Genomic DNA, 21,980 nt, shown 5'->3' with positions numbered 1-21,980 from the left:
GCCCTAACCTGCCTCTCCCGGGTCGAGGTATCGACGCCACAGTGCGCCTTGCGCGAGCCCGAAGAGCGCACGGCGGCAGCGAGGACACACGTCCTGGTAATGGCCGCCGCCCGACAGCTCGTACCGGAACCCCAGCTCGCGTTCGACTTCGGTGAGATCGCGGATCATCGGCACCGAGGCAAACGGCTGCGCGCAGCGCCGGCATCGCGCCTGGGCCTGTTCCCGTCCGGCGTCCTTGTAGAAGCCGACGCCGAGCTGCGCCGGCCGCTGGAAGACGTGAAACAGCTTGCCGAACGGCAGCCAGAGCAGCGTCACGATCACCGTCGCCGCATGCAGGATGGCGAGGAAGTCGTAGGCGTAACCGCGCATCCACGTGTAGCTGGCGGTGAGCAGCAGCCCGGTGACGCTGATGGCAAACAGGAGCAGCAACGGCAGCATGTCCTGGCCGAACTGCTGTACGGCGACCGCGCCGTGGTCGATCATCCGTCGTCTGAAGGCGAGCATCACTCCCGCGATCACCAGGAACGCCGACCAGACCAGCCCGTGAAACACGACGAAGGCGATCACCGATTCGACGGGGAAATCCTGGACGGGAAACCCGAACATGAACGTGCGGTAGGTGTGGAGCGCGCCCGGCACGGTTTCGAAGTGAATCCAGCCCCACACCAGCGGGAACGTGATCGCCGCGGCGAGCACGCAGCCCCACATGATCAGCCAGTGCGCGAGACCGCGCAGGCGGCCGCGCCGGAAGATGTAGGCATTGGCGGCGAACTCGACGATCGCGCGGCGGCCGAGACTCACGGCGTTCCGCGCCACGCGCGGGCGTGAGAAGAACGCCTGCCATCCGCGGCGCCAGTACATGCGCGTCGGCGGACGATGCAGCCACATCGCGTAGCGGTAGCTGATGCCGAAGGCGGCAAACAGCGTGGCGAAGGTGTAGCCGACGAGCGCCGCGTCGAAGTGCTGCAGGTTGCGCGAGCCGACGACGATCGTCGCGGCGAGGCCGGCGGTGACCAGCGTCGCCCACGCGCCCGCGCGCACCCGCTCCAGTCCCTGACGGGCGGCGACCGGCAGCGCCCGCGTCCATTCGACGTCGCCTGGACGGAACACGCGCTCGTTGACCGCCCGCAGTCCGATCGCCGTCGCCGACAGCAGCAGGAAGCCCGGCCAGATCACGCCGAAGCGATCGCTGAACAGGCCGAGCAGCAGCGGCGGAAAGAAGCCGCCGATGCCGCCGAGGGCGCCGACCAGACCGGTGACCGTGCCGGTCTCCTTCGGGAACTGCTCGGGAACGAGCTTGAACACCGCCCCGTTGCCGACGCCCATCAGCAACGCGCACGCCAGGGCGCCGACGGTGAACGGCACCATCGACGGCCACGTGAGCAGCAGCGCGAAGATGCCGACGCCACCGAACACCCACGACAGCACCTGCGCGCCGCCGATCCGGTCGGCGAGCCACCCGCCCGCCGGGCGCACCAGCGTCGCCAGCACGACGAAGCCGGCGGCGCGGAAGCCGGCGTCCGCGGGCGCGAGGCCGAACTGCACGCGCAGCAGCGTCGGCAGGTAGATGGAGAACGCGACGAAGCCGCCGAAGGTGAGGAAATAGAACGCGCCGAGCACCCACGCCCGCGGCGCGGTGCGCAGCACGGCGAGCATGGCGCCGACACCTGCCGGACGCGACGCATGGACCGGATTTCGCGCCAGCGTCACGAACACCAGCGCCCAGATCAGCAGCAGCGCGCTGGTGCCGCGGAAGACGGCTTCCCAGCCCCAGCGCGCCGCGACCAGCGGACCGATGAACACCGCGAGGGACTGGCCGAGCGTGCCGAGGCCGTAGATGCCGAGCGCCGTCCCCTGCTGCGCGCGCGGCGACCAGCGCGAGACGAACGCCGCGCCGACGGCGAACGACGATCCGGCCACGCCGACCAGGAAGGCGGCGACCAGCAGCGCGCGATAGCTGCCGGTCAGCGGCACGATGAAGGCGGCCAGCGCGGAGAACGCGAGCAGCGCGCTGAACACCGCGCGACCGCCAAACCGATCCGTGAGCATGCCCATCGGCAGCCGCGCCAGCGAGCCGAGGAGAACGGGGACGGCCACGAGCAGCGCGGTCTGCGACCCGCTCAGGTGGTAGAGCGACGCGAAGGCCGGCGCCAGACCGCCAATCAGACCCCAGGCGGCGAAACAGAGCGCAAAGGAAACACTGGCGAGAGTGAGCGCCCGCGTGGGCGACGGCGTTCGAAGCGGCTGAGGCGACACGGGCGGCATGTGGCGTCAGCGAGAGAGGACACGCATTCTGCGAGTCTAGTTTGTGGCGAGGATCCGACCAACTGTCAAGCGGGTCAGTAGCCGGGAGAGCCGCTGCGCCGGCGGCGTCAGGACGCGGCGGCCGCGCGCCGGATGCGGTGGCGGAAGAGCGGCCGCGCCGCGACGCGCAGCGTCCGCCGCCACGCCTCGTAGGCGTAGAAGCCCGGTGTCCGCGGCGCGAGCAGCGCCGCATCGTCCGGCGTCACCACCAGGCTGACCTCGATGTTCGGCGCCACGCCGATCGGGATCCGATGGCGGCGGCAGGCTTCGTACATCGCCGCCATCACGGCGCGCATGTCTTCGTAGGCGGGCGACTGCCAGCCGGACAACTGCGACCCGGCGGTCGGCCGGAAGATGCAGACGGTGGGAAACGCTCCGCGCTCGGCGATCCGTTCGATGCCGGCGAGGGTCTGTGCGATCGGCTCGATGCCGGCGATGAGCTCGCCGGAAACGGCGCCGCGCGGCAGCCGCGCCGCGCAGTGATCCATGGCCTGAAAGAAGAGGTCCTGGCCAAGCGTTCGGGCCTTGCCGGGACAGATCTCCGCGAACCACGACGGATCGATGAACTCGATGCAGAACGAGAAATGATCGACGCCGAGCGCGATCAGGCGGTCGTACCGCCACAGCTCGCGCTCCGGCGCGAGCTGCACGCCGACGAGCAGCCCGACCTGCTGCTTGATCGCCCGGACGAACGGCTCGATGAACTCGAGCGCATGGCCGCCCTGAAACCCGCCGTTGAGATGTACGAACGTCACGCCGGACTCGCGTTTCGCGGCCCGGCAGGTTTCCACGACTTCCTCGACCGTCTTCGCCGCGGCTTCCGCGTCGCCGACGTTCCGGCCGGTCGTGCAGAACCGGCACTCGAGGTTCGATCGCCAGAAGTCGCAGACGGGGTTGACGTAGATCCCGAGGTACGTGCCCTGCAGGACGCCGATCCGGCCCATCGGCGTGCCGCGGGAGGTTTCCCACGCGTACCATTCCGGCGCCTCGGGCAGCCGCACCGGGTAGCGCTCGCCGCTGCGTTCGTCGACGATGGTGTGCCCCGCGTCGCCGCTGTGCAGCACGTACGGCGACGACCGGGCGAAGGACTCGACCACCGGCGCGTTCATCCAGATCGCCGGCTTCAGGCGCGAGCCGGTCGGCAGCACCAGCTCGAGACCGGAGCCCAGGCCGGCGCGGGTGCGCTTGATGCGCTGCGCGTCACCCTCGGTGCTCGGGGACAGCCGGATGCCGCGGCAGAACAGATCGATCTCGAGCTCGCAGGCGTTCAGCGGCATGACCGTCAGTATCCGGCGCGCTCGCACGCGGCGGTATGACGCCCATCATATCCCCCGCCGGAGCCTTTGTCCGTCGGCCGAGCGGGGCCGCCGCGCGGAAGGCGTGGCGCAGGATGATGGCCGCTTGCGCCGAATCGAGCAGCGTGGCGGCCAGCAGCGACCACGCGGCCGCGCGCACGAACGGAACGGCGTCGAACGCCAGCCCGCCGGCGAGCGCCGGCACCCCGAACAGCCAGAGCACGAACACGAGCTCCTGCCCGCCGCGCCAGGGCATCTCGTGCGGCGACGGCACCGGGGACACGCCCCCGGATCTCGCCGATGCCCAGTACCACGCAAAGAGCGGCAGCAGCCGGCCTTTCATCGCCACGACCATCTGCGACAGGAAGCCGACGAGTCCGAACACGCCGTAGGCAATCGCCACCCGCAGCGTCTGCGGCGACAGTTCGGCGACCGACAGCCACAACCCGAGCCCGCAGGCGATGGCGAGCGAGGCGCCGGCGGCGACGGCGTGAAGAACGGTGGTCTCAGGCACCGGGATCGCCGGGGGGCGCGGCCGAGGATGCCGCACCATCCAGATTCCATGGCCGAGGAACGTCGCGAACCCGGCGACGATCATCACGGCGAAGATCCACGACACCGGCGCCCGCAGCAGCAGCGCGACGAAGAGTCCGAGCGCGCCCGCCTGGAGCAGCACCGCGGTCGCCCACAGCGACCGCCCCGCCGGCATCTGCGACGGCAGCACCATCGGCAGCAGACGGTACGCCACGCCGACGACCATCATCGCCGCCCACCCGACTGCCGCGAGGTGGGCGTGCGCGAACACGTTGTTCAGCACGAAGCCGGGAAGGAACGGGTGCACCTTGTTGATGCCGAGCAGAACGCCCATGACCGCCGCGCCGGCGATGTTCACGAACGCCAGGAGGATGTGGGTGCGCACCGCGGCCGGTATCGGCGCGCGCCAGAGCGGCGGAGCCACGCGGATCCCCACCGCGGCGATTCCGATCGTCACCATCGCGGCCGACCAGGCCATGCCGCGGTACTCGACGATCCAGAAGTGCGCCACCATGCCCGTCACGCCGATCCACACGAAGGCGGCCGCGGTGTAGTCGAGCCATCCGGCGCGGAACCACGTGCGCAGGGCCGCCGGTCCGACGATGTAGAGCGCGCCGAGAATCGACGCGGTGATCCATCCCAGCGTGACGAGATGGACGATCGCCAGCATGCGCGAGTGATAGAAGAATCCCGTCGCGGCAGCCGGATCGAGCGCGACGCCGCCGAACGCGAGCGCCAGCGCGACGTGGGCCGGCGCGAGATACAGCAGGCACAGCAGGAGCGGAGGCCGTGGGGTCACGCGGAGCGCTCGGAGGAGGACCGCGATCCTTTGTCGCGATCGGCGAAGTCGAGCCAGTCGTCGCCGAACAGCTCGATCGGGTGCAGCGTTCGGATCGTTCCGTTGCCGCAGGCGAGGTCGTCCGCGGCGCAGTAGCGGTCGCAGCCCCAGCACGTGCGCTCCGGGTGCGCCGGCTTGAGCGGGATTTTCGGCGGCTTCATCGCGTGCCTCCGGCGAACCGGAAGGCCGCCTCGAAGATCACGGGAACGTTCCCGGTGCGGAGCGATCCCGGACGCGGCGCATTGTGCTCCGTGAGCGGCACGGCGGCATCGGGCACGAAACCCGCGGCCGCCAGTTCTGAGACGAGCTCCTCCGCCGTGAGGAAGCACTGCGGCTCCCCCGAGAAGCCGGTGAAGACGAACGCTTCGCCGGTCACCGGCCGCGCCGGCTCGGGCAGCGTCCGGCGCGAGAACGTGAACACGAACAGCGCCGCGCCGGGCCGGACGACGCGGGCCGCCTCGCGCAGCCCGCGGCGAAACTCGGCGGCGGATCGCGCCAGGTTCCAGATGCCGTGTGCGATCACCAGATCGGCGCAGCCGCTCGCGACCGGCAGCGCGTCCATCGGCGCGACCGCCAGCTGCACGCGGGCCGATAACCCGTCGGCCGCGACGCGCTCGCCCGCGGCGTCGATCATCGGACGCGATAGATCGATGCCGACGATGCTCCAGCCTTGTTGGGCGAGCGGAACGAGATTGCGGCCGGCGCCGCATCCCAGGTCGACGGCAGTGGAGGCGCCGCGGCGGCGTTCCGCGGCGGCATAGCTCATCAGCGTCTGATTCGGCGGGGAATCCGCGAATCCCGCGACCGTTCCGGGACTGCTCCAGTTCGATCCTTTCAGGGGATCCATGCAGCGAGTATGAACGGGCCGGTGCGCGGTGCGTATGACGCCCGTCATGGCAGTGTTTCCAGCGCTCCGCTACCTGGTCAGCTCGAGAATTCCTGGCGGTTCCCGCCCGAACGCGCGTACACTGACGATGCGAGCGCGCCGCGTTCGCCTCCAGCTTCGAGTGTCGTTGCCCGTAACGGGCGAGCCACCTCACCCAGGTTGCCGTACCAACAGCGCACCTTGTCATGAGGCATGGCCGATGGCCGAGGATCGTCCGTACGACGCCGTGTATGAATCCGCCATGCTCTCGATCAGCGGCGAGCAGCAGCGCGCCCTGAACGATCGCAGCGCCGACCTTCGCGCCCAAGCCGCCGACGCGGTGACCAAGAGCCGCAAGCTGCGGGCGCAATGCGCCACGCTCCGCGAGATCATGGCGGACGCGCGCGCGCGGCGGGACCATCCGGCGCCGGCGCGCCCCAGGGGCGGCGGCACGCGCCCGAAGCCCGCCTAGACCCAGCCGGCCGTCCCCCACTGGAAAATTCCCGGCGCTGCGGAATTATCCGCGGCGGGCGCTCCCCTCAGTCGCGACTTCGGCGCGAAAACCAGCACCCCGTGCCTGGCATGCAAACGGCACGGCGCGCTGCCGGAGGAACGCTCATGAAACGCCTCACGATATTCGCCGTGCTCGTCCTTCTCATGGTGTCTGTGTCCGGGCTCCGCGCGGCGCGGGACGGATCGCTGTCCGCGGAACCCGCGGCCGCGTTGAAGGCACAGATGGAACAACAGAAGATGGAGGCGTTCGCCGCGCGCGATCCGGACGAACCAGGCCGGTACGTGGCCGTCCTCTACGTCCCTGGAATCCAGTTCCTCGTCATCAGCGCCCCGTATCCCGCACCCGCCCTGATCGACAAGAAGATTGCCGCTCGCCAGTACATGGACGTCTACGTCGACATGCAGGCGGTCGGCGACCGCACCGGGCATTTCTTCGTCGAAGACATGGCGGCGGACGGCATCCGGCCCGAATCCGACTCGGAGCAGGTCGGCGACACGACGACGGCGAACGGCGGGAAGTCCACGGTGTTCAACGGCAAATGGGAGCTGCAGCAGCTCACCCAGGAGGAGTACACCGCGAGGCTCAAGCGTGACGATCAGCGCTATGCCCGGATGCTCAAGGTGCTGAGCGCCGCCCTGGCCCGCGGAATTACCGTCCCATGACGGCCGGCGGCAGACGTCTCGATGCCCTGTCCCCTGGCGAGTGATCCCGTCAGCAGCGATCCGCCGCCGCTGCGCCTGCGTGCTCACCCGCTGCGGATCGCGCTCGTCGGCAACCCGAACGTCGGCAAGAGCGTCATCTTCGGCCGGCTGACGGGCCGCTACGCGACGGTCTCGAATTATCCCGGCACGACCGTCGCGATCACCAAGGGCCGCGCCCTGATCGGCGCCGAGGTCTGCGACGTCATCGACACGCCGGGTGTCAACATGCTCGCCGGCGCGCTCTCCGAAGACGAGCGGATCACCCGGCGCGTTCTCGCCGAAGGCGGCGCCGAACTCATCGTGCAGGTCGCCGACGCGCGGAATCTCCGCCGCGCGCTGATGCTCACGTCGCATCTCGCGGAGCTCGGCCTGCCGATGGTCCTCGTGCTCAACATGCTGGACGAGGCCCGGGCACGCGGCGTGTCGATCGACGCCGGAGGTCTCTCGAGCTGCCTGGGCGTGCCGGTCGTCGAGGCCGTCGCCCCGGAAGGGCGCGGCATGCGCGAATTGCGGGAAGCGCTGCCCGCGGCGGCGATCGTCCGCGCCGCGCATCAGGGCGGACCCGACCATGCGCGCTGGGCCGACCGCACGGCCTCGGCGTACCGGCGGATCACGCCGGTGTCGCTCGGCAGGTTTCAGGAGTGGCTTGGCCGCGCGGTACGCCAGCCGCTCACCGGCCTGCCCATCCTCGCGCTCGTCCTGTACCTGACGTATCAGTTCGTCGGCGTGTTTGGAGCGCAGACCATCGTCGGCATCCTCGAAGAGGATCTGTTCGAGGCGCACGTCACGCCGGCGGTGCGCGGCGCGGTGGCGCACGTCCCCGTCGCGCTCGTCAGGGACTTTCTGGTGGGCGACTTCGGTCTCGTCTCGATGGGGCTCACCTACGCCATCGCCATCGTCCTTCCCGTCGTCGCCACATTCTTTCTGATCTTCGGGGCGCTGGAAGACAGCGGCTACGTGCCCCGGCTGGCGATCTTCAGCGACCACCTGTTTCGCGCGATGGGGCTCAACGGCAAGGCGGTTCTCCCGATGGTGCTGGGGCTCGGATGCGACACCATGGCGACGATGACGACGCGCATCCTGGGCACGCCGAAAGAACGGCTGATTGCGATCACGCTGCTCGCGCTCGGCGTGCCGTGTTCAGCGCAGCTCGCGACGATCATGGGGATTCTCGGCGGCATCTCGGTGGCGGCCCTGCTGACGCTGTTCGGGGTCGTGCTCCTGCAGATGCTGCTGGTTGGTCTGCTCGCGGCGCGGGCCCTGCCGGGAGATCGGTCGGAGTTCATCCTCGAGCTGCCCCCGCTGCGCATCCCGCGTATCAGGAACCTCATCACCAAGACGCTGCTGCGTGTCCGCTGGTATCTGGGAGAAGCGGTACCGCTGTTCCTCGCCGGAACCGCGATCCTGTTCGTGATGGACCGCGTGGGTGCGCTCGCCGCGATTTCCGCCGCGGCCCGGCCGCTCGTCAGCGGTGCGCTCGGGCTGCCGAGCGACGCCGCTCCGGTGTTCGTGATGGGATTCCTGCGCCGCGATTACGGCGCGGCTGGACTCTTCCACATGGCGCGGGAGGGGACGCTCACCGGCAGCCAGTCGCTCGTCGCGCTGACGGTGATGACGCTGTTCGTGCCCTGCCTGGCCAACCTGCTGATGATCATTCGAGAGCGCGGGATACGCGTCGGACTGGCGATTCTCGTCACCGTCACCGTCATCGCCCTGTCCACCGGCGCTGCCATGAACGCGGCGCTCTCGGCGTTGCGCATCCGCTTCTGACGATGAGCCGGGAAGCACCATGACGCACGTTCCGCTTGCCTCGCTGCGGCCGGGGGCGCACGGCCGGGTCGCCCGCCTGAGGCGCGATCTCACCGCCCGGGCGGACCGGCTGGCGGCGCTGGGCGTGACCCCCGGCGCGCGGGTCCGCGTGCTGCAGACGTTTCCGCTCATTGTCTTCGAATGCGATCAGACGGAACTGGCGGTCGAGCGGGCGCTCGCGCGGGGGGTGATGATCGAGGTCGGCGCGATCGAGGACGGCTGATGGGCGTATCATGGGCCGCATGGCTCCACGGGGCCGCGCGCGCCTCGCCGTCCTTGCCGGCGTCGTCGTTCTCACGGCCGCGGTGAACCTGCGCCCCGGGCTGCATGCGAGACGTCCGCCCCACGTCGACCTCGTCGAAACCTACTGTCTTTCCTGCCACGACACCGACAAGAAAAAGGGAGATCTCGCCCTCGACGCGGTGATGACCGGCACGATTGCCGACCATCCGGAGGTGTGGGAGAAGGTCGTGCGCAAGCTGCGCGCGAGGCAGATGCCGCCGATCGGGAAGGATCGCCCGACCGAAGCGGCGTATGACGCGGTCGTCGCGTCGCTCGAGACCGCCCTCGACGCCGCCGCGAAGGCGCGGCCGGATCCCGGCCGGCCGGCGACGATCCGCCGGCTGACGCGGACGGAGTACCAGAACGCGATCCGCGACCTGCTCGCCGTCGACATCGACGCGGCGGCGTTGCTGCCGGCCGACGAATCCAGCTATGGATTCGACAACGTCACCGTCGGCACGCTCACGCCGACCCTGCTCGATCGCTACCTGTCGGCGGCGGAGAAGATCGGCCGGCTCGCCGTGGGGCGCGCCGGACGCTCCCCTGGCGGCGAGACGATACGGATCCCGGCGGAGCTGACGCAGGAAGAACACATCGAGGGGCTGCCGATCGGCACCCGCGGCGGCGCGCTGATCAACTACACCTTTCCGCTCGACGGTGAGTACGAGATCCAGGTCCGGTTGATGCGGGATCGCGACGAACACGTCGAGGGGCTCAGCGAAGCACACGACCTCGAAGTGCTGGTCGATCGCCAGCGCGTGCAGCTCTTCACGGTCAGCCCGCCGCAGCGGCAGCCCGGCCTGCCCGAGACCGAGCAGCCGTCGCATGAGAGCGTCGACCGCCACCTCACGGTTCGCCTTGCGGTGACCGCCGGTCCGCATGCGGTTGGCGTCGCGTTCCCGAAGAAGCCGTCGGTCCTGCTGGAAACACCGCGGCAGCCGTACCAGACGCATTTCAATTTCTATCGGCATCCGCGCGTGCAGCCGGCGATCTACTCGGTCTCGATTCTCGGGCCGTTCACCGCGAAGGGCCCGGGTGAGACCCCCAGCCGCCGCCGCATCTTCGTTTCCCGGTCGCCGGAGCAGATCTTCGGCGCGCTGATGCGCCGAGCGTATCGCCGGCCGGTGACCAGCGCGGACCTGCGCGGCCCGATGACGCTGTATCGGAGCGCGCGCGGCGACGGCGACGGCGACGGCGACTTCGAGGCGGGCATCGAAGCGGGTCTCGCCGCCATCCTGGTCAGCCCGGAGTTCCTGTTCCGCGTCGAGCGCGATCCCGCCGGCATCCCGGCCAATACGCCGTACCGGATTCCGGATCTCGAGCTGGCATCGCGGCTGTCGTTCTTCTTGTGGAGCAGCATTCCCGACGAGGCGCTGCTGCGTGCGGCCGCCCGCGGCACGCTGCACCAGCCCGCGGTGCTGGAGACGCAGGTCCGGCGTATGCTCGCGGACCCGCGATCGCGCGCCCTGGTGACCAACTTCGCGGCGCAGTGGCTGCACCTGGTGAACCTCGAGTCGGTCACGCCGGACATGCGGCTCTTCCCGGATTTCGACAACAACCTGAAGCAGGCGTTCCGGCGCGAGACGGAGCTGTTCTTCGAGAGCGTCCTGCGCGAAGATCGCAGCGCTCTGGATCTCCTGACTGCCAGGTACACGTTCCTGAACCAGCGGCTGGCCAGGCACTATGGCATCCCGCACGTGTATGGCAGCCGCTTCCGCCGGGTCGCGCTGCCGGCCGACACCTGGCGCGGCGGCCTGCTGCGCCACGGCAGCCTGCTGACGGTGACCTCCTACGCGACGCGCACGTCGCCGGTGCTGCGCGGCAAGTTCGTGCTCGACACGCTGCTCGGCGTGCCGCCTCCACCGCCGCTGCCCGACGTGCCGGCGCTGAAGGACAACACCGTCGACGGGCGCCTGTCGGTCCGCGAGCGGATCGCCGAACACCGGCGCAACGCGCAGTGCGCCCCCTGCCACAACCTGATGGATCCGATCGGCCTCGCGCTCGAGCGCTTCGATGCGGTCGGACGGCGCCGCGCCGCGGAAGCAGGATCGCCGATCGACGTCGCCGGCAGCCTTCCCGACGGCACCAGGTTCACTGACGTGGACGGCCTCGAGGCGGCGCTCGTCCGCCGGCCGGAGCTCTTCGTCGGCACGCTCGCCGAGAAGCTCCACACTTACGCGCTCGGGCGGGGCGTCGAATACTACGACGCCCCGGCGATTCGGTCGATCGTCCGCGCCGCGCGCGCGCAGAATTACCGGATGTCGTCGATCGTCCTCGGCGTCGTGAAGAGCCCGTCTTTCCAGATGAGGAAGTCCAGATGATCATCCCGAAGCCAGCGCTGCCCCGCCGCACGTTCCTTCGCGGCATGGGGGCCGCCCTTGCCCTGCCGCTGCTCGACGCTATGGTGCCGTCCCGGTGGACGACGACGGCGCTGGCGAAGAGCGCCGCCGGTCCGGTCCGCCGCCTCGGCTTCGTCTACATGCCGATGGGCTGCGATCTGCCGCGCTGGACGCCGCCGGGCGCGACGCTCGCCGACCTGTCGCCCACGCTGCAGTCGCTGCGGCCGTTCGTCGATCAGCTCACCGTCCTGTCGAACATGGAGCTGAAGAACGCCTACCCCGGCACGCACGCCACCTCGAACGCGGCGTTCCTCAGCGCCGCGAAGGCGAAGTGGACCGAGAGCACCGACTACTACCTGGGGACGACCGTCGACCAGATCGCGGCGAAACAGCTCGGCGAGCAGACGCTGCTGCCGTCGCTGGAGCTGTCGATGGATCTGATCCAGATGGTCGGCCAGTGCGACAACGGCTACGCCTGCGTGTATCAGAACAATCTGTCCTGGTCGTCGCCGACGACGCCGCTGCCGGCGGAGGCGCATCCGCGCGTGGTCTTCGAACGGCTGTTCGGCGACGGCGGATCGCCCGCCGATCGGCGCGCCGCGCTGCGCCGGCGCGCCAGCCTGCTCGACTGGGTCCGCGACGACATCTCGCGGCTGCAGACCACGCTCGGCGCGGAGGATCGCGCGCGCGTCGGCGAGTACCTGCAGACCGTTCGCGAAGTGGAGCGCCGCATCCAGAAGGCGGAGGCAGCCACGCCCGACGACCAGCTGCCGGATCTCGATCGTCCCGTCGGCGTCCCGGCGTCATATGCGGATCACGCCAGGCTGATGTTCGACCTGCAGGTGCTGGCGATGCAGGCCGACGTGACGCGCGTGATCACGTTCCAGCTCGCGCGGGAAACGAGCAACCGCACCTATCCGGAGATCGGCGTGCCCGATCCGCACCATCCGCTGACCCACCACGGCAACGATCCGGACAAGGTCGCGCGGATGGCGAAGATCAACGCCTTCCACGTCTCGCTGTTCGCCTACTATCTCGACAAGCTGAAATCGACGCGCGACGGCGACGGCACGCTGCTCGATCATTCGCTGATTCTCTACGGCAGCGGGATGGGCGATCCCAACATCCACGACCACATCAACCTGCCGACGATCGTCGCCGGCGGCGCGGGCGGCCGGTTCAAGGGCGGGCGCCACATCAAGTATGCGGAGCCGACGCCCCTCGCCAACCTGCACCTGACGCTCCTCGACCGCGTCGGCGTGCGGATGGACGCCTTTGCCGACAGCAAGGGAAAGCTCGATGAACTGCTGGCGTTGTAGTCGAGTCGCCGCCGCCGTCCTGTTGGCGTGTGCGAGCCCGGCTGCGGTGGGGGCGCGCGTCCCGGCCGCCGACACGCGCAGCGCGGAAACGGCCCTGGCCGATGCCGCCGAGGCAAAGGACTGGGCGCGGGTTGCGGCGCTGCTCGAACAGCGCGTCAGCGTCGCGGCACCCCAGCCCGACGGCATGACGGCGCTGCACTGGGCCGTCTATCACGACGATCGCCGCACGGTGGACCGGCTGCTTCGCGCCGGCGCCAGGGTGAACGCGGCGAGCCGGTACGGCGTGACGCCGCTCTCGCTCGCCTGCACGAACGGCAGCGGCGCGATCGTGGACGCGCTGATCAAGGCCGGCGCCGACCCGAATGCCGCGCTGCCTGGCGGCGAGACGCCGCTGATGACGGCGGCGAGGACCGGGTCCGCCGGCGCCGTGAAGGCGCTGCTCGCCAACGGCGCGCGCGTCGACGCGGCAGACGAACGCCGCGGCCAGACGGCACTGATGTGGGCGGCCGCCGAAGGGCATGCCGCGATCGTCGAGGACTTGATTGAAGCGGGCGCCGACGTGAAGCGGCGCGTCCCGTCCGGGTTCACGCCGCTGTTCTTCGCCGCCCGCGAAGGGCGCCTCGAGGCCGCGCGCGCGCTCCTCGCCGCCGGCGCCGACGTGAACGACGCGATCCCCGCAGGGCGCCGGCGCGGGTACGGCGGCCGCCTGCCGCCGGCGGGAGCGACGCCGCTGCTGATTGCCGTGACCAACGCGCACTACGAGCTCGCGTCGTTCCTGCTCGACTCGGGCGCCAATCCCAATGCGGATCTGCCCGGGTACACCGTCCTGCACGCGATCACCGCCGTGCGCAAGCCCGGCGTCGGCGACAACGATCCGCCGCCGGACGGCTCGGGCGCGATGAGCAGCATCGAATTCGTGAAGACGCTGATCGCGCGCGGCGCCAACGTGAACGCGCGAATGACGAAGAAGGCGAATCTGAACAACACGCGGTCCAACGAGATCGGCGCGACGCCGTTCTGGCTCGCGTCGCTCACCGCCGATGTCGAGTTGATGCAGACGCTCGCCGCGCTCGGCGCCGACACGACGCTGACCAACGTGGAGAACAGCACGGCGCTGATGGCCTGTGCCGGGCTCGGCACGCGGTCTCCCGGCGAGGACGCCGGCACCGAGCCGGAGGTGCTCCAGGCCGTGCAGCTGCTCCTCGATCTCGGCGCCGACATCAACGCCGTGGACAAGAACGGCGAGACCGCGATGCACGCCGCGGCCTACAAGAACCTGCCGAAGGTCGTCAAGCTCCTGGCCGCGAAGGGGGCCAGGATTGCCGTCTGGAACAAGGATGACAAGTTCGGCTGGACGCCGCTCGCGATTGCGGTGGGCTACCGGTTCGGCAACTTCAAGCCGTCGCCGGAGACCGAAGCGGCGATTCGCGAGGTGATGATCGCGGCCGGCGTGACGCCGCCGAAGGTGATTGTCGCCAGGACCCAGCAGATCTACTGAGGCTTCGCCAGCCGGCCCGGCACATCCCGCGCCGCCTACCGCACTTCAGGCACGTGGGGCTGCCGCGCCGTGGGCCGCGGCGCCTCGCCCGTGATCGACTTGAACTCGTCGCGGGAAAGGTTCAGCTTGTCGCCGCTCGGCATCTGCAGTACCGCGTAGGCATCGCCATCCTCCTGCGGCAGCACGCGAACGCTGACAATCTGGTCTTCGTTGAGGAAGAGACCCGGCTTGATCTCGGTCAGCTTCATCGTCCCAGCCTTTCGCTCCGGGCGCGGCGTCACCGGCGCGGGACGTGCGGAGGGCCTGCGCCCACGGTTGGGTTCAGTCTTCCCGCTGCTCGCGGTAGTCGAGCGTGAGCGCGGGCTTGAACTCGTTGCGGCTCCTGCTGAGCGGCAGCGGAACGAGAGCGATCCGGTGCCCGCCGCCAGTACTACGCGGATCTCATCGCCAACGGCCTGATCGCCAAGGAGCAGGCGTACCAGAACCTGACCGGCGTCTCGATGACCACCCGCGCCGCCGGCAACGTGGTCGAAGCGGTCGGCCAGGTGATGAACCTGATCCCCGACAACACGACCGGCGTCGCCGGCATCGCGTCGACACCCGTGTCGGTCTCCCAGATGCCGATCGGCACCAAGCTGGCGCACGCCTTTGCCGCGGCGGCACGGATCCTCTACACCGTCGCCGACATCAACGGCACGCAGGCCGGGCTGTCGCTCACCGAGGGCGGCTGGGATCGCCGCGAGGCGGACTGGATCTTCCAGGTGACGGTCCTCGACATCGAGATCGAGCAGATCGAGCGGCAGGTCCTCGGCGCCGAACGGCGGCGCCATGCTGCGCCAGGCGAGCTGGAACGTCGCGTCGTGCCTGCTTCCCGGCGCGGGACTGCGGTTCTTCGACTGGCGGCAGGACTTCTCCGACGCGTGGCAGCGCTTCAGGGCGGCGGTCCCGGTCGGCGGAGCGGCGCGACTGCACGCGGGCGCTCACGCTGCGCATGAACCGGGGCAGGTTCCCGTACCTGCCGGGACAGCGGCCGGTGCGGATGCGCCGTGTCGAGCTGTGGTTCGAGGTCCAGAGCTGCCCGGGCGTGCGCAACCACGAGATCGAGTTCGTCCCCGATCGCGACTGCGCGTGCGAGGACGGAACCGAAGCGTGCTGCGAGCGCTACTTCCTGACGTGCGTCGCCAGCGAAGACTGGCCGTGTCTCTTCCACGGCGTCATCGAGTACCCGTTCCCGTATCTGTACGACGAGCGCCAGACCACCATCGGGGACTTCCTGTTCCCGGACTGCGTCGGCGTGGTGCATCGCGCCTACCTGATCTGCTCGTACGAGGCGGGGCCGGCGGAACGCTGCCTGCCGAGATTGCCGCCGTGCGACAGCGATTGCCCGCCGGCGTGCGACATCACGATCGGCAGCGGGGCGGTGTATCGGACGCCGTGCGGGAGCGGACGGCATGAATGAGGCCGCCGTCCGAGGGCGTGTCGGACAAGCTGCTCGGCTTCCTGGCGTGAGGCCGATGACGGGGGACGCGGCCAACACGGCCCACGGCGGCCACCGCTGCCCCCGTCACTGCCGAGTGTGACCAACCACTGAGGAGAGGACACCTCCGCTCGCACTCCGGAGAGCGTTCCCTGTGGCGTTCCGACGTACAGCAGATCAGCGGACCCGCCGAGAGAACGCACCGCCGTCGTCGACAGCTTGGCTGAGCAGTCAACCACCCGCTTCGAACTGCCAGACGATCGGCGGATCCGCCCGCTGAAGACCGATCGAGGAGAACAGGAGGAACGCGACCCACTTCGGCGAGAATGCTGTCCTTGCCACGGCGGCAGGCTCCGCGGAGACGATCCCGCTGGACGCCGGAAGCGTGCAGACGGTCGTGACGAGATGGACGCTCTGTTCGATCCCCGACGTCGCTCGAGCCCTGCGAGAGATTCGGCGTGTCCTGGCTGCTGGCGGCCGTTGCTGTTCGTCGAGCATGGCCGCGCGCCGGAACCCGGCGTCGCCGCGTGGCAGTTGACTGCGCACGGCGGCGTTCTGCGCGCGCAGGCACCGCCCGATGCCCATGACGGTGCCGCCGGTTCCGACGCCCGCGACGAAGGCGCCGGCGGCCCGGCCCGACAACGCAAGCTGTTCGACGATTTCCCGGCCCGTGCTCGTCTCGTGCGCCTGCGGATTGGCGCAGTTGGAGAACTGCGGTGCGCCGCGGTCGATGGCGTCATTCAGCGCGCTCCGACACCGGACGCTGCGACATCGGCGCGGCGGGAATCGGCACGGTGATGGCCGCCAGTTGCTGATACAGCGCGTAGCGCCGGCGCGCGGCCTCCTGCGCGTCGTCGAGGAACGCGTTGAAGCGTCCGGGATCGGTGCGCTCCACCACGCGGAACCGCGATTCGTTGCGCATGTACTCGGCGACGAGCGGTTTCGGCGGTCCGTAATCGAGGTGCATCGGCGGCTCCCCCTTGGCGGCGCGCCGCGGGTCGAAGCGGTACAGCGGCCACACTCCCGAGTCGACCGCGAGCTTCTGCTGGATCGCGCCGTTGGCCATGTCGTAGCCGTGGGCGATGCAGTGGCTGTAGGCGATGATGAGCGACGGGCCGGGGTACGCTTCCGCTTCGAGGAACGCCTGCACGGTCTGGCTCATTTTCGCGCCCAGCGCCACCCGCGCCACGTAGACGTGGCCGTACATGTTGGCGAGCAGGCCGAGGTCCTTCTTTTGCATCGATTTCCCGCCGGCCGCGAACTTGGCGACGGCGCCGAGCGGCGTCGACTTCGACTGCTGGCCGCCGGTGTTCGAGTACACCTCCGTGTCGAGCACGAGCACGTTCATGTCGCGCTGGCTGGCCAGGATGTGGTCGAGGCCGCCGTATCCGATGTCGTACGCCCACCCGTCGCCGCCCACCAGCCAGATGCTCTTCTTCACCAGGTAATCGGCCATTGCCTCGAGCCGCCGCGCCTCCGCCGTGGCGAGCGGCGCGAGCACCTGTCGCAGCGCGCGCACCCGATCCCGCTGCGACCGGATACCGGCTTCCGTGGACTGGTCGGCGCCAAGCAGTTCGTGCGCCAGGCGCTCGCCGATCGCTCCCGCCATCTGCTCGACCAGCGCCCTCGCGGCGCGGGCGTGACTGTCCACGCCGAGCCGCAGGCCCAGTCCGAACTCCGCATTGTCCTCGAACAGCGAGTTGGCCCATGCCGGTCCGCGCCCCTCACGGTTGGTGGTGAAGGGGGTGGTCGGCAGGTTTCCGCCGTAGATTGAGGAGCAGCCGGTCGCGTTCGCCAGCAGGACCCTGTCGCCGAACAACTGTGTGAGCAGCTTGATGTACGGCGTTTCCCCGCAGCCGGCGCACGCGCCTGAGTACTCGAACAGCGGCTCCAGGAACTGCGACAGTTTGTGATCCACTTTCGGCAGGTCGGCGCGCTCGGTGTCGGGCAGGTCGAGGAAGAACGCATAGTTGTCGCGCTCCGCGTCACGAAGCGGCGCCTGCGCGCGCATGTCGATCGCTTTGTGCTGCGGGTTGCCGCGGTCCTTGGCCGGGCAGACGTTGACGCACAACTGGCAGCCGGTGCAGTCCTCGGGCGCGACTTGAATCGTGTAGGCGCGCCCCTTGAACTCGAGGCCCTTGTACGGGACCGACTTGAACGTCGGCGGCGCGCCCGCCCGTGCCCCGTCGTCGTACACTTTGGCCCGGATGGCGGCGTGCGGACAGACCAGCACGCAGTGATTGCACTGAATGCAGATCGCCTGGTCCCACACCGGAATCTCCCCTGCGAGATTCCGCTTCTCCCATTTCGCGGTGCCGACCGGCCACGTGCCGTCCACCGGAAATGCGCTCACCGGCAGCAGGTCCCCCTTCCCCGCCATGAGCATCGACGTCATGCGCTGCACGAAGTCCGGCGCGACCTCCGGCACCAGCCGCGGACGGGCGTGCGCGGCGGTGACGGCAGATGGGATCGGCACCTCGTGCAGGTGCGCGAGCGTCGCGTCGACGGCCGCGAAGTTGCGCCTGACGACGTCCGCGCCGCGCTTGCTGTAGGTCTTCTCGATCGCGTGCTTGATGTGGGCGATGGCCTGCTCGCGCGGCATGAAGCCGGAGATCGCGAAGAAGCAGGTCTGCATCACCGTGTTGATCCTGCCGCCCATCCCGGTCTGCCGCGCCACCTGCGAGGCATCGATGGTGTACAGGCGGATGCGCTTGCCGATCAACTGCTCCTGCACTTCGACCGGCAGGCGATCCCAGACCTCGTCCGCCGCGAAGGGCGCATTCAGCAGGAACACCGCTCCGTCGCCGGCGTGCTCCAGGACGTCGACCCGCTCCAGGAACTCGAATTGATGACAGGCGACGAACCGCGCCTTGGAGATCAGGTAGGGAGAACGGATCGGACGAGGGCTCATCCTGAGGTGTGAAACCGTCGTCGCTCCGGACTTCTTCGAGTCGTAGACGAAATAGCCCTGCACGTGGAGGGCGGTTTCTTCGCCGATGATCTTGATCGAGTTCTTGTTGGCGCCGACCGTGCCGTCGGCGCCGAGGCCGTAGAACACGGCAGTGGTGACATCGGACGGCTCGATGTCGAAGGTGTTGTCGCAGGCGAGCGAGGTATGCGTGACATCGTCGCGGATGCCGACGGTGAAATGATTCTTCGGCCGCGGCTCCCTGAGCGCGTCGAAAACCGCCTTCACCATCCCGGGCGTGAACTCCTTCGACGACAGGCCGTAACGCCCGCCGACGACGAGCGGTTCGGTGTCGAATGCGGCCGTTCCATCGGCGCGCCCCTCCGCCAGCGCGGTGACGACGTCCTGGTACAGCGGCTCGCCGATCGCGCCTGGCTCCTTGGTGCGATCCAGCACGGCGATCGCCCTGACCGATCGCGGCAGCGCCCGCAGGAATGCCGTGTTCGAGAACGGCCGGAACAGATGCACCGTCACCACGCCGACCCGGTCGCCGCGCGCCACCAGATGCGCGACAGTTTCGTATGCGGTCTCGGCGCCCGAGCCCATGATCACGACGACCCGCTCGGCCTCTGGATGGCCGGCGTACTCGAACAGGCCGTAACGGCGGCCCGTCAGCGCGCCGAACCGGGCCATCAATTGCTCGACGATTCCGGGACAGGCGCGGTAGAACACGTTGGCCGCTTCGCGGGCCTGGAAGAACGTGTCCGGGTTCTGCGCCGTCCCGCGGAGCACGGGGCGATCCGGCGTCAGCGCCCGCCGGCGATGCGCCGCGACGTGCTCCGCCGACATCAGCGCCCGCAGGTCGTCGTCGGTCAGCTCCTCGATCTTGGATACTTCGTGCGACGTTCGAAAGCCGTCGAAGAAGTGCAGGAAGGGCACCCGCGCCTCGAGGGTCGCCGCGTGCGCGATGGCGGCGAAGTCGTGCGCCTCCTGCACCGAGGCGCTGCTCAGCATCGCGAATCCGGTGGTCCGGCAGGCCATGACATCGGAGTGATCCCCGAAGATGGACAGCGCGTGGGTGGCGATGGTGCGGGCGGCGACGTGCATCGTGAATGGCGTCAGCTCCCCCGCGATCTTGAACATGTTGGGGATCATGAGCAGCAGCCCCTGCGACGCCGTGAACGTCGTCGCCAGCGCGCCCGCCTGCAGCGCGCCGTGCGCCGCACCGGCGGCGCCGGCCTCGGACTGCATCTCGACGACGTCCGGGATGTTGCCCCAGACATTCCGCCGCCCCGCGTTCGACCATTCGTCCGCGAGCTCGCCCATCGCCGACGACGGGGTGATGGGATAGATCGCGATCACGTCGCTCAGGCGGTGCGCGACAGATGCGGCCGCTTCGTTGCCGTCCACGGTCGTCGTACGACGATTCGACATACACCTCTCCCGATCGCGCCCCGCCACAGGCAGGTCCACGCTAGTCGACGCGGTGAGCAACCGACTCACCCTTGATCCGGACGAGCGTCAGCCTCCGCGTCCCGTTCTCCAGAACGACGCTCCGGTAAGCGGAGTCGGTCACCGGGGCATCCAGCGTCTCGCGTACGCACGGCACGCGCGCGATCTCCTTGCCGGAACTGACCAGGGTGACGATCAGGAACGTCCGTCCTCCGAACGTGCGGCACTGGAACTTGTAGTCTCCGGGCTGCAGAATCGTCGTGCCGACCATCAGGGTGTTGGTGACCGTCAGCGTTCGCTTCGGGCTGTCGGTATGCGCGTCTTGCGCGAACACGCGAAGCGGAAACACCAGAACCGCGAGAGCGCAGACGATGACCACGGTGCGTTTCATGAGCTGCTCCTGACTGAAAGCGAGAGTGCTTCGGGAACAGCAATACGGATACCGGGCCAGGCTGGGTAACTTTTCTGGTGCAGGCCGGCAATTCCCTGCCAAATCGTCCGGCGGGCGCGGGGATCCGGTGCGGGATAGTTCGCAGGAAGGCGGAAAATTCCGCAGAGATGCGGCCGCCTTCCTTTATTGCGCAGGGAACGTTGAGTTCAATCCGCTATGGACACGGCACTTCCGCTCGAACTGCGGAGAGCGTTCCCTGCGGCGTTCCGACGTACAACAGATCGGCCGATCCTCCGATGGACCGCACGGCCGCGGCCTGCCGCCAGACGACACGCGCCAACGCTCGATCCACTGCGACCCGCGCCCGGTAGTCCGCCTTGTGATCCGCGAGCAGGACGAGCAGTTCCCCGCCGCTGGCGATGGGTGATCCCGACGCGTCCAGTCGACGGAACGTGCCGTTGCAGGAGCCGACGTAAATGCTGTCGCCCGCGACTGCGGGCGTGTGCCAGTCAACCGCCCGCCTCGAACGGCCAGACGATCGGCGGATCCGCCCGCTGAAGACCGATCGAGGAGAACAGGATGAACGCGACCCACTTCGGCGAGAATGCTGTCCTTGCCCGACGCTCTGTTCGATTCCCGACGTCACGCGAGCGCTCCGAGAGATTCGACGGGTCCTGGCTGCGGACGGCCAGTTGCTGTTCGTCGAGCACGGTCGCGCGCCGGAACTGCGTGTCGCCGCGCGGCAGGACCGGCTCACACCGGTATGGAAGCGGCTGGCTGGCGGCTGCCATTTGAATCGCGATCAGCTCGTCGAGCGGGCAGGATTTCGGATCGAGCGGCTGCACACGGGCTACATGGCCGGCCCGCGGCCGATGACCTTCATGTATCGGGCTGGCTCGCCCGGCGTAGCGCCGCACTTCAAGCCGCCTGGACGAGTGCGCTCAATTCCGCGGCGCACGACGGCGGTTGCTGTGTGTCGGGTGTCGCCTGTCTCGCGCCGTTGGGGTGTGCCGTTCGGGCAACTGCTGCTCCCCGCGCGTGATCGGCCACTCCTGTCCGCAGGTGCGGCAGCACCACATCAGACGGACCGAACCACGCGTGATGGTGGTCTCGGCGCTGATGGATCCGAGCGCATCGCAGAGCTTGCACCGCGCCGGGATTCTGAAACGCACGGGCGTCGTCGGCACAACAGTTTCGTAAGCACCGGCCGTTCCAGTCGGCTCGGCCATTTGCCCCACAGTCCGGTCAGATGGACGCGAAGTTCTGCGGCTGGGTCGGACAAGACGTTCGCGCGACGAGCCTCGTCCGGTGGCCGGCGACCGGTGTCCAAGCCCAGCGGAGGGGAACGCATGCTGCAAACGCACGCATCCGACCGGCGACTCTTCTGGACGGTGATTACTGCGCTCAGCGCCATCGCCGCTGTGGTGGCCTGGAACGTTCTGTAGCGACCGTCC

General features: G+C 69.2%; 19 protein-coding genes. 10 read left to right on the top strand and 9 right to left on the bottom strand.

Translation table 11 applies throughout. The features are described 5' to 3' along the window. Positions 1-3: 3 nt before the first annotated feature. From VFK57_05825 to VFK57_05805, 5 genes are all read right to left on the bottom strand, one after another. Entirely contained in the window at positions 4-2,256 is a 2,253-nt protein-coding gene (locus VFK57_05825) for an MFS transporter (protein ID HET7695209.1), read from the bottom strand. A gap of 116 nt (positions 2,257-2,372) precedes the next feature. Continuing rightward, a complete protein-coding gene (locus VFK57_05820) occupies positions 2,373-3,581 on the bottom strand; it encodes a radical SAM protein (protein ID HET7695208.1) in 1,209 nt (402 codons plus the stop codon). Next, positions 3,505-4,932 carry a hypothetical protein gene (locus VFK57_05815; GenBank protein HET7695207.1) on the bottom strand — a complete coding sequence of 476 codons (1,428 nt, stop codon included), beginning with the start codon at positions 4,930-4,932 and terminating at the stop codon, positions 3,505-3,507. The genes VFK57_05820 and VFK57_05815 overlap by 77 nt, the downstream gene beginning before the upstream one ends. After that, a complete protein-coding gene (locus tag VFK57_05810) occupies positions 4,929-5,132 on the bottom strand; it encodes a DUF3079 domain-containing protein (GenBank protein ID HET7695206.1) in 204 nt (67 codons plus the stop codon). Before VFK57_05810 ends, VFK57_05815 begins: the two co-directional genes overlap by 4 nt. Continuing rightward, the gene (locus tag VFK57_05805) at positions 5,129-5,818 is read right to left on the bottom strand and encodes a class I SAM-dependent methyltransferase (protein ID HET7695205.1); all 690 of its coding nucleotides are present in this window, start codon (positions 5,816-5,818) and stop codon (positions 5,129-5,131) included. Before VFK57_05805 ends, VFK57_05810 begins: the two co-directional genes overlap by 4 nt. A gap of 238 nt (positions 5,819-6,056) precedes the next feature. Here VFK57_05805 and VFK57_05800 point away from each other — a divergent pair, with 238 nt between their 5' ends. The 7 genes from VFK57_05800 (at position 6,057) to VFK57_05770 (ending at position 14,298) form a co-directional block, all read left to right on the top strand. After that, on the top strand, positions 6,057-6,308 hold the full coding sequence (locus VFK57_05800) for a hypothetical protein (protein ID HET7695204.1): 252 nt from the start codon (positions 6,057-6,059) through the stop codon (positions 6,306-6,308). A gap of 146 nt (positions 6,309-6,454) precedes the next feature. Then, a complete protein-coding gene (locus VFK57_05795) occupies positions 6,455-7,012 on the top strand; it encodes a hypothetical protein (protein HET7695203.1) in 558 nt (185 codons plus the stop codon). Positions 7,013-7,033: 21 nt separating this feature from the next. Next, positions 7,034-8,821 (top strand): ferrous iron transporter B, encoded by a 1,788-nt coding sequence (locus VFK57_05790; protein HET7695202.1) that lies wholly within the window; start codon positions 7,034-7,036, stop codon positions 8,819-8,821. Between the two features lie 19 nt (positions 8,822-8,840). After that, positions 8,841-9,083, top strand: coding sequence for a FeoA family protein (locus VFK57_05785; GenBank protein HET7695201.1), 243 nt, complete (start codon positions 8,841-8,843; stop codon positions 9,081-9,083). Positions 9,084-9,102: 19 nt separating this feature from the next. Then, positions 9,103-11,463 (top strand): DUF1592 domain-containing protein, encoded by a 2,361-nt coding sequence (locus tag VFK57_05780; protein HET7695200.1) that lies wholly within the window; start codon positions 9,103-9,105, stop codon positions 11,461-11,463. After that, entirely contained in the window at positions 11,460-12,800 is a 1,341-nt protein-coding gene (locus VFK57_05775) for a DUF1552 domain-containing protein (protein ID HET7695199.1), read from the top strand. The genes VFK57_05780 and VFK57_05775 overlap by 4 nt, the downstream gene beginning before the upstream one ends. Further along, on the top strand, positions 12,781-14,298 hold the full coding sequence (locus tag VFK57_05770; GenBank protein ID HET7695198.1) for an ankyrin repeat domain-containing protein: 1,518 nt from the start codon (positions 12,781-12,783) through the stop codon (positions 14,296-14,298). The genes VFK57_05775 and VFK57_05770 overlap by 20 nt, the downstream gene beginning before the upstream one ends. A 35-nt stretch (positions 14,299-14,333) precedes the next feature. Here the strand turns inward: VFK57_05770 and VFK57_05765 are convergent, their stop codons facing one another. Continuing rightward, a complete protein-coding gene (locus VFK57_05765; protein HET7695197.1) occupies positions 14,334-14,546 on the bottom strand; it encodes a hypothetical protein in 213 nt (70 codons plus the stop codon). Between the two features lie 252 nt (positions 14,547-14,798). On the opposite strand from VFK57_05765, the gene VFK57_05760 reads away from it, so the two are divergent. The 3 genes from VFK57_05760 (at position 14,799) to VFK57_05750 (ending at position 16,573) form a co-directional block, all read left to right on the top strand. Then, positions 14,799-15,293 carry a hypothetical protein gene (locus tag VFK57_05760; protein ID HET7695196.1) on the top strand — a complete coding sequence of 165 codons (495 nt, stop codon included), beginning with the start codon at positions 14,799-14,801 and terminating at the stop codon, positions 15,291-15,293. Further along, entirely contained in the window at positions 15,290-15,757 is a 468-nt protein-coding gene (locus tag VFK57_05755) for a hypothetical protein (protein ID HET7695195.1), read from the top strand. Before VFK57_05760 ends, VFK57_05755 begins: the two co-directional genes overlap by 4 nt. 498 nt (positions 15,758-16,255) lie before the next feature. Beyond that, the gene (locus tag VFK57_05750) at positions 16,256-16,573 is read left to right on the top strand and encodes a hypothetical protein (protein ID HET7695194.1); all 318 of its coding nucleotides are present in this window, start codon (positions 16,256-16,258) and stop codon (positions 16,571-16,573) included. Here VFK57_05750 and nifJ read toward each other — a convergent pair. The 3 genes from nifJ to VFK57_05735 all read right to left on the bottom strand — a co-directional run bounded on the left by nifJ (position 16,512) and on the right by VFK57_05735 (position 21,371). Beyond that, on the bottom strand, positions 16,512-20,117 hold the full coding sequence (nifJ, locus tag VFK57_05745; GenBank protein ID HET7695193.1) for a pyruvate:ferredoxin (flavodoxin) oxidoreductase: 3,606 nt from the start codon (positions 20,115-20,117) through the stop codon (positions 16,512-16,514). The genes VFK57_05750 and nifJ overlap by 62 nt on opposite strands. A 40-nt stretch (positions 20,118-20,157) precedes the next feature. Continuing rightward, the gene (locus VFK57_05740; protein HET7695192.1) at positions 20,158-20,526 is read right to left on the bottom strand and encodes a hypothetical protein; all 369 of its coding nucleotides are present in this window, start codon (positions 20,524-20,526) and stop codon (positions 20,158-20,160) included. A 509-nt stretch (positions 20,527-21,035) separates the two neighbouring features. Further along, positions 21,036-21,371: a hypothetical protein gene (locus VFK57_05735; GenBank protein HET7695191.1), complete on the bottom strand. Its 336-nt coding sequence runs from the start codon at positions 21,369-21,371 to the stop codon at positions 21,036-21,038. Positions 21,372-21,980 lie beyond the last annotated feature (609 nt).

This window comes from Vicinamibacterales bacterium (genome assembly GCA_035699745.1).
Taxonomy (GTDB): domain Bacteria; phylum Acidobacteriota; class Vicinamibacteria; order Vicinamibacterales; family 2-12-FULL-66-21; genus JAICSD01.
The sequence above is the reverse complement of the archived record's forward strand: the minus strand, read 5'-3'. Positions and strand labels throughout refer to the sequence as shown.

Coding starts and splice junctions, on each gene's coding strand:
- VFK57_05775 (HET7695199.1), top strand. CDS start 11,460: ATGATCATCCCGAAGCCAGCGCTGCCCCGCCGCACGTTCCTTCGCGGC.
- VFK57_05810 (HET7695206.1), bottom strand. CDS start 5,132: ATGAAGCCGCCGAAAATCCCGCTCAAGCCGGCGCACCCGGAGCGCACG.
- VFK57_05800 (HET7695204.1), top strand. CDS start 6,057: ATGGCCGAGGATCGTCCGTACGACGCCGTGTATGAATCCGCCATGCTC.
- VFK57_05780 (HET7695200.1), top strand. CDS start 9,103: ATGGCTCCACGGGGCCGCGCGCGCCTCGCCGTCCTTGCCGGCGTCGTC.
- nifJ (HET7695193.1), bottom strand. CDS start 20,117: ATGTCGAATCGTCGTACGACGACCGTGGACGGCAACGAAGCGGCCGCA.
- VFK57_05795 (HET7695203.1), top strand. CDS start 6,455: ATGAAACGCCTCACGATATTCGCCGTGCTCGTCCTTCTCATGGTGTCT.
- VFK57_05805 (HET7695205.1), bottom strand. CDS start 5,818: ATGGATCCCCTGAAAGGATCGAACTGGAGCAGTCCCGGAACGGTCGCG.
- VFK57_05760 (HET7695196.1), top strand. CDS start 14,799: ATGACCACCCGCGCCGCCGGCAACGTGGTCGAAGCGGTCGGCCAGGTG.
- VFK57_05765 (HET7695197.1), bottom strand. CDS start 14,546: ATGAAGCTGACCGAGATCAAGCCGGGTCTCTTCCTCAACGAAGACCAG.
- VFK57_05740 (HET7695192.1), bottom strand. CDS start 20,526: ATGAAACGCACCGTGGTCATCGTCTGCGCTCTCGCGGTTCTGGTGTTT.
- VFK57_05755 (HET7695195.1), top strand. CDS start 15,290: ATGAACCGGGGCAGGTTCCCGTACCTGCCGGGACAGCGGCCGGTGCGG.
- VFK57_05770 (HET7695198.1), top strand. CDS start 12,781: ATGAACTGCTGGCGTTGTAGTCGAGTCGCCGCCGCCGTCCTGTTGGCG.
- VFK57_05785 (HET7695201.1), top strand. CDS start 8,841: ATGACGCACGTTCCGCTTGCCTCGCTGCGGCCGGGGGCGCACGGCCGG.
- VFK57_05820 (HET7695208.1), bottom strand. CDS start 3,581: ATGCCGCTGAACGCCTGCGAGCTCGAGATCGATCTGTTCTGCCGCGGC.
- VFK57_05790 (HET7695202.1), top strand. CDS start 7,034: ATGCCCTGTCCCCTGGCGAGTGATCCCGTCAGCAGCGATCCGCCGCCG.